This window comes from Rhodococcus sp. NPDC127593 (assembly GCF_042671975.1).
Taxonomy (GTDB): domain Bacteria; phylum Actinomycetota; class Actinomycetes; order Mycobacteriales; family Mycobacteriaceae; genus Rhodococcus_F.
In genome coordinates, this window is the sequence record NZ_JBHXWI010000087.1 from 1 (window position 1) to 13,770 (window position 13,770).

Annotated in this window: 13 protein-coding genes; 8 read left to right on the forward strand and 5 right to left on the reverse strand. The window is 65.4% G+C overall.

What is annotated here, in order from left to right; all coding sequences use genetic code 11:
* Positions 1-350: 350 nt before the first annotated feature.
* Positions 351-749, forward strand: a complete 399-nt coding sequence (locus tag ACFVJ3_RS44350) for a hypothetical protein (RefSeq protein ID WP_378458117.1) — start codon at positions 351-353, stop codon at positions 747-749.
* Positions 750-864: 115 nt separating this feature from the next.
* Here ACFVJ3_RS44350 and ACFVJ3_RS44355 read toward each other — a convergent pair whose 3' ends face one another.
* Positions 865-3,483, reverse strand: coding sequence for a LuxR C-terminal-related transcriptional regulator (locus ACFVJ3_RS44355; RefSeq protein WP_378458118.1), 2,619 nt, complete (start codon positions 3,481-3,483; stop codon positions 865-867).
* A 288-nt stretch (positions 3,484-3,771) separates the two neighbouring features.
* Between ACFVJ3_RS44355 and ACFVJ3_RS44360 the strand changes: the two genes are divergently transcribed.
* Positions 3,772-4,194, forward strand: coding sequence for a hypothetical protein (locus ACFVJ3_RS44360; RefSeq protein WP_378458119.1), 423 nt, complete (start codon positions 3,772-3,774; stop codon positions 4,192-4,194).
* Between the two features lie 6 nt (positions 4,195-4,200).
* Here the strand turns inward: ACFVJ3_RS44360 and ACFVJ3_RS44365 are convergent, their stop codons facing one another.
* Positions 4,201-4,359, reverse strand: a complete 159-nt coding sequence (locus tag ACFVJ3_RS44365) for a hypothetical protein (protein ID WP_378458120.1) — start codon at positions 4,357-4,359, stop codon at positions 4,201-4,203.
* Between ACFVJ3_RS44365 and ACFVJ3_RS44370 the strand changes: the two genes are divergently transcribed.
* The 4 genes from ACFVJ3_RS44370 to ACFVJ3_RS44385 all read left to right on the forward strand — a co-directional run bounded on the left by ACFVJ3_RS44370 (position 4,358) and on the right by ACFVJ3_RS44385 (position 7,734).
* Positions 4,358-5,029 carry a hypothetical protein gene (locus ACFVJ3_RS44370; protein WP_378458121.1) on the forward strand — a complete coding sequence of 224 codons (672 nt, stop codon included), beginning with the start codon at positions 4,358-4,360 and terminating at the stop codon, positions 5,027-5,029. The two genes, ACFVJ3_RS44365 and ACFVJ3_RS44370, sit on opposite strands and share 2 nt — an antisense overlap.
* 137 nt (positions 5,030-5,166) lie before the next feature.
* Positions 5,167-6,450, forward strand: coding sequence for a S8 family serine peptidase (locus ACFVJ3_RS44375; protein WP_378458122.1), 1,284 nt, complete (start codon positions 5,167-5,169; stop codon positions 6,448-6,450).
* 16 nt (positions 6,451-6,466) lie between these two features.
* Positions 6,467-6,709 carry a hypothetical protein gene (locus tag ACFVJ3_RS44380; protein ID WP_378458123.1) on the forward strand — a complete coding sequence of 81 codons (243 nt, stop codon included), beginning with the start codon at positions 6,467-6,469 and terminating at the stop codon, positions 6,707-6,709.
* Between the two features lie 347 nt (positions 6,710-7,056).
* On the forward strand, positions 7,057-7,734 hold the full coding sequence (locus tag ACFVJ3_RS44385) for a serine protease (RefSeq protein WP_378458124.1): 678 nt from the start codon (positions 7,057-7,059) through the stop codon (positions 7,732-7,734).
* Between the two features lie 493 nt (positions 7,735-8,227).
* Here ACFVJ3_RS44385 and ACFVJ3_RS44390 read toward each other — a convergent pair whose 3' ends face one another.
* Positions 8,228-8,374, reverse strand: coding sequence for a hypothetical protein (locus tag ACFVJ3_RS44390; RefSeq protein ID WP_378458125.1), 147 nt, complete (start codon positions 8,372-8,374; stop codon positions 8,228-8,230).
* Between the two features lie 313 nt (positions 8,375-8,687).
* Between ACFVJ3_RS44390 and istA the strand changes: the two genes are divergently transcribed.
* On the forward strand, positions 8,688-10,424 hold the full coding sequence (gene istA / locus ACFVJ3_RS44395; protein WP_378458126.1) for an IS21 family transposase: 1,737 nt from the start codon (positions 8,688-8,690) through the stop codon (positions 10,422-10,424).
* On the forward strand, positions 10,421-11,233 hold the full coding sequence (locus ACFVJ3_RS44400) for an ATP-binding protein (protein WP_378458127.1): 813 nt from the start codon (positions 10,421-10,423) through the stop codon (positions 11,231-11,233). The genes istA and ACFVJ3_RS44400 overlap by 4 nt, the downstream gene beginning before the upstream one ends.
* Before the next feature lie 1,033 nt (positions 11,234-12,266).
* On the opposite strand, the gene ACFVJ3_RS44405 is transcribed toward ACFVJ3_RS44400, so the two are convergent.
* Positions 12,267-12,644, reverse strand: a complete 378-nt coding sequence (locus ACFVJ3_RS44405) for a hypothetical protein (protein WP_378458128.1) — start codon at positions 12,642-12,644, stop codon at positions 12,267-12,269.
* 64 nt (positions 12,645-12,708) lie between these two features.
* Positions 12,709-13,290 carry a thermonuclease family protein gene (locus tag ACFVJ3_RS44410; protein ID WP_378458129.1) on the reverse strand — a complete coding sequence of 194 codons (582 nt, stop codon included), beginning with the start codon at positions 13,288-13,290 and terminating at the stop codon, positions 12,709-12,711.
* Positions 13,291-13,770: the final 480 nt, after the last annotated feature.

Below are 13,770 nucleotides of genomic sequence, written 5' to 3' on the forward strand. Positions count from 1 at the left end.
GCCGTCCACGACCGGGATGTGAACGCGGCGAGGAATATTTTGGCCGTCGGACTGGCGGTGGCAGCCTGCGGAGATGGTGTGAGACCACCTCGCACATAACGTGTGGGGAGGCAACTGTCGGTGAAACAGGAACCTCGGGACGCGAGTCTCGAGGGGATTCTCGGTCGTTCACGGCCGAGAGGACGTCAAGATACGGCGTCTCGATCAGTGCCGCAGCGCTGCGTCGCCGGGCCGATCGGGGGACGTCCGATTCATCCCATTTCAGGCCCGATCGGGGGACAGGTGCCGCGTCCGATTCGCGACAGGATGGTCCCCATCGAGTTTGGACCTAGGAACAGGAAAAGGGCGCGATGTCGACGATTGCAAGCACCGGGTTGGCGGAGTTGGCATCCGAGTGGTGCACCGAGGCAGAGATTCAGGTGCAGCCATCCGCCGTCGCGGGTGGACGGAACGCGACGCGGAGAGTGTTGTTCATCGGCAAACCGTCCACCGTCACCGAGGTGACACACTGGGCCGCCGTCAGGCATTGGACGGTGGAGCAGGGGCTGAAACCGGTACGCGACCTCGGCGGCGACGTGCTGTGCGCGATCGTCACCGAAGCCGTAGCCCACGGCACCTGTTCCGGTTCGGACGCGGACGTCGTGCAGCGCGTGCGCGCCCGCGGTCTGGACTGCATCCCCGTCTACGACATCGAGCCGTGGGGAACGGCCCGGCTGTCCGGGGTGCTTCCGCCTACGTCGGCTCCTTGAGCGCGTGCCGGGCGGCCGGCCGGAACTCGAACCGCACACCCGATGCCGACTCCGCAACAGGACGATTCCTGTTGCCGAGCCGGCATGTCGTCGTGCCCCGAGTCCAGGCACGACATCACCGAACCGTCGTCCCCATCGACTCCGCAAGCCCGCTGCGATCTGCGACATCGAGCTTCATGCACGCACGGTAGATATGCCCCTCCACCGTCCGCACCGACACGAACAGCCGATCAGCGATCTGCCGGTTCGACAATCCGGCCGCAACCATCGACCCCACCTCCCGTTCGCGGCTCGTGAGGGGGAGCGGATGGGCGGCCTCTTTCAGTGCGGGGGAGGACATGTGATCGCATCGTGCCGATAGGGCTTCGGCCGCGGCAGCGCACTCGATCGAACGCCGCTTGTCTCCGGCATGCGTGAACGCGATCGCCGCCCGGGCGTAGGCGTCGGCGGCATCCGGCAGAGCACCGATCTTTTCGAATTCGGCTGCTGCCGATGCCACACCGCATCCGTCCCCTGCCGTAACTGCCGCCGCATGCCGGGCAACGATGTCGACGAGTTGGCCGTCGCAGATGTCGGCCAACTCGGCGAGCCGCGTAGCCGTGGTCGTGTCACCGAACCGGGTGGCAAGATGAAGTGCTGTCGCCTCGATGCCGAATTGTCCGGCCGTGCAGGCCGAATCAGCCGCCGATCGCGACAGGTCGATTGCCCGTGATGTTTCACCTCGCGCTGCGGCGAGCCAGGCCTGCGACATCATGAGTTGGGGCCCGAACACGGCCACGTGCCGGCCGTTCCGAGCCTGCGCTGCGGTGATGATCCCGTCCGCCTCGTGAATGCGGCCGAGTTCCGCGTACGCCTGACCGAGCACGATGTAGGCGGGAAAACTCCACGAGATGGCATCGGCCGTATCGCCGACGTTGAGGGCGGCGATCGCCTGCTCGAGGCGACCCGCGGCGTCGTTGAACCGACCGCGGGCAAGTTCCACCGTCCCGACGAGGATGTTCGCAAGCCCCCATGCAACGTATCGGCCGCTCGACGCCAACGAGAGGTACTCCTCGGCCCGGCGTTGCGCCGCGGCGAATTGTCCGGTCAGGGTCAACGCGAGGATCTCACCGTGTGCGGCCGGGAACCGCAGTAGCCCGTCGATCTGATCGGCCACGGCAGCGCTACGCGCCGCCAGTTCCGGCACTCGGCCGCCGCATCCCATCAGTGCCAGGGACAGCCCACCACCGAAGAACGCCCACTCGATCGCCCACGGCAATACTCGGTCACAGGACAGAATCGCCGTCGCCGCCGCTGCGGCCTCCTCGGGGCGATTCTCGAATACCGCGCACACCGAGCCGATTCCCTCGATGATCGGCACGAGACTGGGATGAGTGACCCGCTCCCGCAGAACCGCCAGGACCTCGTCGGCCTTCTCCGACTCGCCGCTCGCCCAGAACAGGTTTGCGATCCGCGATGTACCCCAGCGCACCAGCTGCACCTGGTCCAGACTGTCGGGCGAGAAGGACAGCAGCAACGATTCCGCCTCGGTGGCGTGCCCCTGCCACAACAGTGCTCGGGCGAGGAGGTCGGCCGCCTCGAAGCTGCCTGTCTGGTCGAGCGCCGCGCGCGCGAGCCGTTCCCCCAGAGGAACATTCGCCAAACCGATGGCATCCTCGGCGGCGTCGACCAGCAGATCGGGTTCGACCGACCGGTCGCTGTCGAGCGCCAACTCTGCCAGGCGAATCCGATTGGAGGATCCGACCACAGCCCGGCTGCTCAGAGCCTCCACGAGCTGCCCGCGGAGCCGTCGACCTGCCGCGCGTCCCACCCGTCGTCGAATCACCTCACCGAAGAGTGGATGCGTGTAACGGACGTCGAGCCGGTGTCCATCCTCGACGATTCTGACGAGGCCGCGTCGCTCGGCCTCCTCCACCGAGTCCTCACCCGCCAGCTGTCCGAGGATGTCCAGGTCGAGCGGCTCGCAGAAGGTGAGAAGCTGCAATGCCTGCAACACGTCGTGGGGAATCTGATCGATCCGGTGTTCCAGTAAGGATGCGAGTTCGGATGTGATGGCGGCGCGTCCCCGCAACTGCCAGACGCCACCGGAACGGCGCAGCGTCCCCGCTTCGAGGGCACCCTCCACCAGATGTCGGACGAACAGCGCGTTCCCGCCGGACGCCTCCCAGATCATGTCCGCGCTCAACCCCTCGAGGGGGCCGTCCAGCACCGACTCGATCAACTCGATGCTCTGATCCCGGCTGAACGGCGCCAGTTCGAGCCGCAGGAGGTGACCGTCCTTCCACAACGACGTGATCGCATCGGGCACGGTCTCGCCGTTGCGAACGGTGGCGACGATGTGGACCGCCCTGTCGAGCGCAAGCTGATGAAGGAACGTCGCCGAGAGCTGATCGAGGAGGTGCGCGTCGTCCACGCCGACCACCACATCGCGACTGTGTCCGTCGTCGAGGAGCGCCTGCCGCGCGGCGGACAGAAAGGCGACCGGATCCCGGGAGGTGGACGCCCCGACCAGATGGGCGAATACGCCCAACGGGATGCTGCGCGCCGATTCGGTGCCCGCCACCCATTTCACCTCACCGGGCAGTGACTCGGTGGCGAACCGTGCGAGGGTGGTCTTGCCGACGCCGGGATCGCCCGTGAGGACGACACCGCATCCCCCGGACCGAGCCGTGAGCGACGCGGTGATCGCGTCGAACTCGACTTGCCGCTGAATCAGAGGCCACGTCGGACCCATGCACTGATTCTAGATTCTCGAGGCACTGGTGACAGCACCGTGGCGAGTATTGAGCACGAGTTATCCAGCGAACCAATGCAATACAACCTTGGAGTCGCTTTCGGCCGCAGTACTCCAGAAGCGTCGATGGGTTGAGTGGCGAGTCACGGGCACGAGTTCGGTTTCGAGATCGACTGGAGGCGTGTCTCGCACGATCGGGTAGGACGCTACTCGCGAGATCAGCCGACATCCAGGCCACGCTGTATGAGTATCGCGGAAAGTTATTGCGTCGAACTACAGGAGCATGTCATGACCGCGCGGCCGGAGCCGTTCTTCAGTTGGACGGCAAGACGAGTCGAACTCGACGAACTCCGTGAGTCCGAGTCCGCCGTTCTGGTGTTGGACGAACGCGTGCCGCTGGGAAGGAACACGGCGCGACTGATCGCCACCCGCGACGAGGGCGCCGATGTCGACTACCTTGCTCTGATCGTCGGCGACGTCGCCGACGGACACGACATCGCGGTCCGCGGCGTCGACGAGGAGTCCATCCTCATCGAGGGCCGCCGCTCGGCATCGTCACCGGAAATCCTGATCGGGCTGAGGGCCGCGCCCACCTTCGGTGGATGCTCCAGCCGGATCTGTCTCGAAGGTCCCCTCCTGACGATGATCGCCTCGGTCGGGGTCAGATCTGTCGTCGTCGACTGGTATCACACCGCGTCTGCGGTCGCGTGAACCGAACTACTCTGCCCGCCAGTCGGTCGACGAGAAAGTCGGGTAGCGCAGCACTCGCGGAATCCCGGCCGTCGTGCTGGACCGTTGAAGACGTCCGACGAGCGACACTCCGGAGGCGTCGACAGTCACCTTCCCGTCGCCATCCCATTCGAAAGGAACGGTCATGTCAGTAATCAACGTCCCGCAGGACACCACCGACCAGTACGCGGACGCCGGCGAGCTGTCCGAAGACAGTGCCCCCCGCCCTGGCGCGGGGCCCATCGTCACGGGAGCCGACCTCGTCGCACCTCCCGCGCTGCCGGACCCGGAGGGCATCAAGGAGAAGGTGGAAAGTGAAGGGGCCGAATTGGACAGCATCGACTGGGACGCACTGACCACTGAGGAAGATCCCCTGTCGCCGACCGCGGAGGTTCTGGGTTTCACCCGCATCGGTGGGTCAGGACGCATCGTGTTCGGCGGGGGTGTCCCCGTCGGCGGGTGGACGCAGATGGTGGTGTTTCCCGACGGAAGCTACAACTACAGTGGTCACCTTCATGTTTCGGGCGCCACGAGTTACACCGTCTCGATCGCGTGGATGCTCACCACCGGCTCCGGTCATCCGTCGTTCGTGATGCCCGCGAAGGGCCGCCTGCACGGCACGTTCGAGCCGGGTTCACGGGATTTCGACTGGAACAGGAGCGGAACCAACCCGGCTCTGCGCAACGCGTGGCCCATCTTCAATGCGCAGGGGTACCGATGGCGCTGGTCGGCCTCGGCGAACCTCGACATCGGCCCGCTGATCACCGGCCTGGGTCAGGCAATCGGTGTCGTGGGTGCAGTCGTCGCGCTGCTCTGAGCGTGCAGTGGATTCGTGACCAGCGACAGTGCTGCGCCCGGTTTCGCAGTTACCGGGCGCAGCACACGAAACCTGAAGAAACATAGATGCATTGACGCGGCGAGTGCGCTGCGTTCCAGAATTGTGAGGACGAAACAGTGATATCTCGAGAAGATTCCAACCGGAACGGGGACGGTGGACGGCCTGCCGCCGATTCGACCGCCGAAACGACGGGCCGCCAGGTGGTGGTGTTCACGGACGACGGGAGACAAGCGGATCCGACGGAACTCCTACGGTCCCTCACCGGCGTCTCGACTGTAACGAGAAGTAGCGAGTTCGATTCTTCGGCAATGGATCTCGAGCTCGCGGAAGTGGCTGACGCAATTCTGTTCGACGAACTCGGAATTGCAGTGGTGACCGCAGATCCCGGCCAGTTGGAGGCCCTCCGCACCGCGGCTGCCGCACCGGACGTCGCGGTCCTCTCCGTTGAACCCGAGTTGGTGCACCATGCACTGGACAGCGAAGACACCGTCGCAGAGATCGCACGGCCTGCGAACGGCGCCGCCGCGGTGGAGGACGCCGAGCACTTCCTGGATTCGCCGGAGTTCACCTGGGGACTGCTGGCGACCAGGGCCACGACGTCGGCGTGCAGTGGGCGCGGTGTCAGGATCGCCGTCCTCGACACCGGACTCGACCTCACCCACCCGGATTTCCACGGTCGCACCATCACGGCCCAGTCGTTCGTACCCGGCGCAGAACCCCAGGACGGACACGGGCACGGCACGCATTGCGTCGGAACGGCCTGCGGTCCGGCGGCAGCCACCGGCACCCGCCGATACGGAGTGGCTCACGAGGCCGACATCTTCGTAGGGAAGGTTCTGTCGGATCAGGGACGTGGCGTGGACGGTGGCATCCTCGCAGGCATCGAGTGGGCCATCGCCAACGGTTGTCAGATCGTCTCGATGTCGCTCGGCGCCGACGTCCCGTCGGTGTCCGTCGCCTACGAGACGGTGGGGCAGCGTGCACTGGCGGCCGGAGTGCTGATCGTCGCCGCGGCCGGCAACAACGCGAACAGAGCCGCCGGGCGCCCGGGACTGGTGGGCGTACCCGCCAACAGTCCGTCGATCATGGCCGTCGCTGCAGTCGACCCCGATCTCGGGCTGGCCAATTTCTCTGCCGCCAGCAACCCCGTCGCCGGTGGTCAGATCGACGTGGCAGGACCTGGCGTTCGCGTGTTCTCGACGGTGCCGATGCCCGTGCGGTACGGCACGAAGAACGGAACGAGTATGGCCACTCCGCACGTCGCGGGTATCGCTGCCCTGTGGTGCGAGAAGACCGGGCGCACCGGCCGCGATCTGTGGTCCCTGCTCACCCAGCATTCCCGGCGGCTCGCGTTGCCGTCACTCGATGTCGGTGCCGGCCTGATCCAGGCATCCGGATAGAAGGGTTCGACGAATCGTGCCGGGCATGGTCGGAATCAGTGTCACGGTGGACGCCGACCACGTCGAGGACATCGACGTGGTCGGCGTCGCGCTGGCCGAGGAGGGCATGCGGATCGACGCGGTGCACCGCACGATCGGAATCATTTCCGGTTCCGTCCCCGCGAGCCAACTCGCAGCGCTTGACGCAATCCCGGGCGTCCTGGCCATCGAACTGGAGCGGCACGTCGACATCCGCCGTAATGGACCCGATGCATGGTAGGTGACCTCAGCCTTCCTGAGGGTGGGGCTATTTCTCGCTCCTCAGGAGAAGATGCCGTGTTGCAGACGTTCAACACCTCAACGTCGGGAAGGCGGGGATTTCCGCGCCGGCGATCGGATCCGCCGGCGCGAGCTGATCTAAATGGGCAAGTCGGTTTCGGCCAGTTGGATGGGCTATGTATGTCATCCGAATGACAAAGGGTGTGGAACGAATCCGTTCAGAACTGCTCAAAATGCCCCTCGCCCGTCTCAGGGTGAGGTGCTTTCGTGGGGGTAGCACCTCATGAGTGGGCACTCCGGTGAGAGAAACAGGAGAATGCTCCCCAGTAAGAGGAATGGGAGAAACGGATGAAGATGGTTTTGGTCGCGGGTTTTGCCGCGCTCGTGTTGACGCTCGGTGTCGCCCCGGTGGCGCAGGCGGGACCGACCGTCCATGTCGGGCCGGGAACCGCGTACACCCCATACCCGGATGTCGAGGGGTACTGCTCGATCGGGGCGGTCGGCACCGACAACGCGGGCCGCTTGGTTGCGCTGACCGTCGGTCACTGCCACCAGGGCGCGGATAAGGCCGTATACAAGGTTGGTGAGGCTGCCAAGGGGCCGATCGGGTGGGAGACCGACGTTTTCTCGCGCAACACGGATGGCACGTTCACGGCGCTCGATTACGCGGTGATTCGGCTGAACCCGGACGTTGTTGTGCCGAGCAAGTACAGCGATACCACTGACGTCGTCGTCTCGTCAGTCGGTGATGCCTCGTTGGCGGACGTGGGGTGCAACCACGGAGCGACCACCGGCAAGAATTGCGGGATCATCGGCAATGTAGACGGTATTCACCTTCAGAACTGGGCGGTGATGTGGGAGGGCGATTCAGGCGGTCCGATCGTGGTGGGGGAGACGCTCGTCGGTCTCAACATCGGCATGGACTTCGGAACCCAGCCGACGACGTTCTACGGGAAGATCATGCCGATTCTGGCGGATATCGACGCAAAGGGTAGCTACGGCGCTGGGTTCACTTTGATGCAGTGACTAGGTCACACCACACACGCCAGAGTGGGGGCGTTTCCTCCTTCTGTAGGCGTGCGCGGATGCCCCTGCCTCCCATCGCCACCCGTTCCCGAATTGAACTTCGGTAGCTGGCTGTACCTCGAGCGGTCGGTCTGTGGCCGGATTGGCCTCGCTACCAAGGTGCACGATGACGCCCTATCCTTCCGGGTGGGGCGTCGCCGTTTCTAGTTGACGCTGCCCCAGTTGAGGGCGTGCAGCACTCCCGAGACGAACTGGATGAACATGCCAGAAGGTGTATCCCAAACGCCGCTGTCCATGAGCACTCTTTCTGGAGGTATGACGAGACCCCACTCGACCTCGGGGGAAGGCGGGGTTTCCTCGCCGGCTGTCGGATGGGGTCCCGGACGCGGGCTGATCATAAACAGGCAGATCGGTTACTCGCCAGTTCGGCTCGTGCGGGTATACCACCCGAATGACAAAGGGATGAGCCATTTCTGGCCGGTACTAGATACAGCTATTCCCTACCAGGTGTCGCGCTCAGGTTGGTGAGCAGTGCGTTCAACTGCGCTTCGAGTTGCATGACGCCGATGAGGTCGCCCTTCCCGTAGGCGTGCTTCAGGAGGGCGGCGAGGTCGTAGAGTCGGTCGGGGATGGACTGCATGCCGAACCTCCGGAGCGCGTGACCGAGCTGATGCTCATCGAGAACATGGGGAACGTCGGCGTCACAACGATGTGGTCAGGCGGCGTTTAGATCCGCGCTGAGCGTATCCACGGGTTCGGTTTGCCGCTACAGCGGCGGCGAGTATCTTGTCGCCTGCCATGAGCATGGGACCGTCTTGACTTGATTTCTGCCACCCTCATGGGACCACTCGGATTGCCAGTCATGGGACCACCCCGGCGCGTCGCGCCGAAGTCCCGTCGGATGGCTCGTTTGATCGTCGTGTCGGTATCCCCGGTCACGAAGGCGGACGGGCATGGCTTTTCGGGAGGTCAATGTGAACGAAGTCAAGGAAGTGCTCCGGATCTGGCTCGGGGTGCCCGGGTCCCGGCCGCCGGGATTGCGCACGATTGCGGCGCGCTGCGGGGTGGACCGCAAAACGGCGCGGCGGTATGTCGAGGCCGCGCAGGCCGCGGGGCTGCAGCGCGGCGACGGTGTCGACGCCCTCGACGATGGGCTGATCGGCGCGGTGATCGAGGCGGTGCGCCCGGCCCGCCCGAGCGGGCACGGGTCCGCCTGGGACCGGCTGTTGGGGTTCGAGGACCAGATCACCGCGTGGGTGGCCGGCGACGGCGCGCATCCACCGCTGACGATCACCAAGATCGACACACTGCTGGCCCGTCAGGGCTGTGTGGTGCCGTATCGCACGTTGCACCGATTCGCCACCGAGCGGTGCGGTTTCGGCCGCAAGGACACCACCGTCCGCATCGTCGACGGCGATCCCGGCAGCGAATGCCAGATCGACTTCGGCTACCTGGGCTATCTGACCGATCCGGAGACCGGGCGGCGCCGCAAGGTGCACGCGCTGATCTTCACCGCCGTGTACTCGCGGCACATGTTCGTGTGGGTGACGTACTCGCAGACCCTGGCGGCGGTGATCGCCGGCTGCGAAGCGGCGTGGACCTTCTTCGGCGGTGTGTTCAGGGTCCTGATTCCGGACAATCTCAAGCCGGTGGTGACCGAGGCGGACGCGGTCAATCCGCGGCTGTCGCAGGGCTGGTTGGACTACGCCCAGCACACCGGGTTCGTGACGGACCCGGCGCGGATCCGGTCGCCGAAGGATAAACCTAGGGTCGAACGCGCCGTGCAATATGTGCGCGGAAACTACTGGGCTGGTGAGGAATTCGCTGATCTCACGGAGGCGCAACAGCGTGCCGAAGCGTGGTGCCGTGACACCGCCGGGATGCGGACGCACGGCACCACCGCCGCCCGCCCGCTCGAGGTGTTCGACGAGGACGAGGCACCGATGCTGCTGCCCGTCCCACCGGTCTACGACGTGCCGATCTTCAAACAGGTCAAGGTGCACCGCGACTTCCATGCCGAGGTCGCCAAGGCACTGTATTCGATACCGGGACAGTGGATCGGCAGTGTGCTCGACGCCCGGGCGGACAGTGCGCTGGTGAAGTTCTACGCCCGCGGAAACCTGGTGAAGGTGCACCCGCGCCAACCCGCCGGTGGGCGCAGCACCGACCCGGAGGACCTGCCCACCGAGAAGGTCGGATACGCGATGCGGGACCTGGACCGACTGATCGGCACCTGCGCCGGGCACGGCCGCGCCGTCGGGATCTACGCCGAAAGACTCCTCGACGATCCGCTGCCCTGGATCCGGATGCGGGCGGTCTACCGGCTGCTCGGGCTGGTCCGCCGCTACGGGCCCGGCCCGGTCGAAGCTGCGTGCAGCACGGCGCTGGATCTGGATGTGGTGTCGGTGAGCAAGATCGCCTCGATGCTCGAACGCGCCACCGAGACCACCACGCCGCTGCTGCCGGCCGCCGGATCGGCGGCACCGTCCCGTTTCACCCGCGACCCCGCCGAGTTCGCCACCGACCGGACCACACCTGTCACATCTGGGACCACCGTCGCCACTACCGGGACCGGCGTTGCCACCGAAAGGACCACCGTCGCCACTGCCGGGACCGGCGTTGCCACCGAGAGGACCGGGCATCTGACGGTGATCGCCGGCGGCAACACCGACACGAAGGAGACACGATGACCACCCCACCCGCACCCGCGGGGCCGGTCGATCCGGTCGGCGCCGACCTGATCGCCCTTCTCAAGGCCCTCAAGCTCGGCGCCCTCAAGGACACCCTGCCCGAGCGACTGGCGCTGGCCCGCCAGCACCAGCTCAGCCACGTCGCGTTCCTGGAACTGCTCCTCGCCGATGAGGTGTCCCGGCGGGAATCACGCTCGGCGACATTGCGGTCGGCGAAGGCCGGTCTGGATCAGTCGATGCGGATCGACACCTGGAACGCCCTCGACGACCTCCGTTACGACCGATCCCTGCTGTCGGATCTGGTGTCGCTGCGGTTCGCCGAGGCCGGCCACTCGGTGTTGGTTCTGGGTCCGGTCGGGGTCGGCAAGACGCACCTGGCGACCGCCCTCGGGCACGTGGCGATCCGGCGGCGGATGACGGTGCTCTGCGCCCGCGCGGACAAGCTGTTCGCCCGTCTGCGCGCCGCCCGGCTCGACAATTCGGTCGAGGCGGAGATGCGGCGCATCGCCACCGTCGATTTGCTGGTCCTCGATGATTTTGCGCTGCGGCCCCTGGATGCCACCGAGACCAACGACTTCTACGAGTTGGTCGTGGAGCGCCATCGCCGCAAGGCGACGATCGTCTCCTCGAATAGGGCCCCTGATGAGTGGCTGTCGATGACCACCGATGCCCTGCTCGCGCAGTCGGCGATCGACCGGCTCACCTCCTCGGCGCACACCCTCGTCATCGAGGGCCCGTCCTACCGGCAACGCACCCGCCCGGGGCGTGGCGTGGTTGACAGTGCAGAAGGCGAGGTCGATGCTCGATGACACCTTCGGGTGGTCCCATGCTCGTGGCAACGAGGTGGTCCCATCACCCTGGCAAGCGACAGTATCTCACCGCCGACTGCCTCCCGCTCTGCCGCGAAAGCTGGTTCTCGAACCCGCTGCACGCCAGTCGTTGTCATTCGCGCGATGTACGTGGAGGTGTGTCGAGGGTGCGCGATGCTACGGGCTACGGTTGATCTGGTTTGTGGTCACTTTTCCGGGGTTCTGGATGGTTTTTCTGTAGGTCATGTATTGCGCCGGCCCACTTCGAGATTGATGTGTATGGGCGATACACCAACTCGAGAGCTGTCCGCCGTCGTCGCCGCATCGCGAAGGAGCGGGTCGGATCGCGGGAGGAACTTCGTGTAGGCCGCTCCCCTGCTGTTGCAAAGTCTTTCAACTCGTGTAGAAAGAACGAGTGCCCGGCAGGGGCACAGATCGAGCTTCCGACACCATCGCCTCAGTAGGAGTGAAATATGTCTGTAGATTTCGCCAGCATCGCGGATCTGATCAACTTCTTTGCTTCGTTCCTGACCTTCGGGTCGGAGGGTGGATCCACCGGAGTGTAATCCACCACCGCGATCTGAAACTGGGGCTCACAGAACGCTGGGGGCCCCAGTTTTTGTATCCGTGTCATCTGGTGTCGGGCCCTCGCCCGAGTCAACCAGTCGCGTGGGCCGATCGGGAAGGACCGATTCGCGCGTGCGCGCCGTTCGGCGGCCGGCGCGTGTCTTTCGTTGCCATGGTTACGCGGCGGTCTGGTCGGGGGGCCCGCCGGTCCGGCTCTTGCGCCGGCGGGGCAACTTTTCGCGGCGGTCTTTCTGTCGGGCTGCTTTCCCGATCAGTATTGCGAGTGGTATCGACAACACCACCCACACTATGACGATCCAGAATATCCACCACACGACACCAGTATGCCGCACCTGTGTGGCCGACCAGCCTAACGTACTGGGGATTCCTATCTGCGAAAATGCTGAGAATTGACGGGGAATCACTGAGGGGGTCGAACTGGTGGTCGAAGCGCGTCATGAGCCGTTCACCACAGGTGGTCGCCCACACCGTGTTGTGGGTCCCAGAACTCGATCGTCGTCGAGCGACGCACCGGGCTCTGGCGTCCGATCAGAGCGCGGTCGGCTTTTGCGGGTTTGCTCAAGTGGAAGTGGCGGAGCCCCTGGGTGGTTGGGTCCGACACGCCGAGAATGGGCCAGACGTCTGCGATGAGACCGGCGGCGGTTGTCGCGATCAATAATACGCGTTCGCCTGTTGCGAGGCGCTGGTGGAGCCTTGTGGCCATCGCATCCGAGATATCGCGGTCGAGGCGCGCGTCCTCGGCCGACAATTCGAGTGAGTGTGTACCGCGGAGAGGCACCACGATTGCTGGATCGGCAGGTGCCGCGGGGTCGTCGGGCGTCACGGATTTCCTTGTCGTTCGCACCAGAAGGGGCGTGTGGGAGGAGGATGGTTCGGGGCGAACCGGGTCAAGGGGCCGGCCGGGGCCCCGGGTCTGGACTGGGTGCTGCAACGGGGATGCTCCCATCGCACGTCCACAGGCCGCGGTGGGTATCGCGCGCCCCCGCTTCGGCTGAGAGCAGTTGGCTGGCAAGGCGTACCTGGTCGGTCGCGTGTGCCCGTGCTGCACCCTCGCGGGCAGCCTTGATCGCGTAGTCGCCGTCCATGTCATTGTCGAGGGCAACGCGCCGGACGAGAGCGCCGGTGGGATCGGTGTTGGGCAGTGTCGCTTCTGCCGACAGCATGACCTGCCGGCCCACGAGGTTGTCCCTGGCGAACTGCGTCGACTGCGCGGCCCAGCATTCCTCGCCCTCGGGTGCGTCGATGCCCACAACACTGACAGCGAAGACCTCGCTCTTGTCGAGGTACCGCGCCACCAGTGTGTCTCCGTCGGCAACATCGACGACCTGCGCCGCCGCTGCCGCAACGTCCACGGCGACTGGATCAGCCGCCGCGGGCCACACCACCGCGCACGCAATACTCAGAGCGCACAGGGAGACCGCGGAGGATTCGAGGGCAGTGCGAATCGCGGGGATATGTGTGACCGGCATTGTTCTCCTGAAGCGTCATAGGGTAGAGGGGCGGCGTCGTGATGAGTGGACTATCGAGCCGTGCTGCCCGCAGGGGCGGATTCGAAGTTGGCTCGCCGAGTGCAGAGGGAAAGTTGCTGATCGTCTGCTGGCGCCGCTCATGCGCGAGCGCGCGGACCGCAGATCACCGATTCTCCTCATGCTTTGCTGGACATGCACCCGGTCTGGGCGTGCGGGTCCCGGGTTGTTGGAAGATACATACCAGACAAACTCGGCGTAACAGATACTTGCCTGCGGCCTCGGCTGCCGCACATTATCCGCTCGTCCCCGCGTGCGCGCAGGAGCCGAGCGGTCGCGGCGCCGAGTAGATTCCGGCCACGTGCGGAGACGGACGGGCCGTCCCGGTGTGGTTGACGGAGGCATTGGAGCTGCTTTGCGATGTTGGTCACGGACCGGCTTCCCGTTCGTGTCCGGCCGTCAGGGTGGACGAAAGTGGCCGAG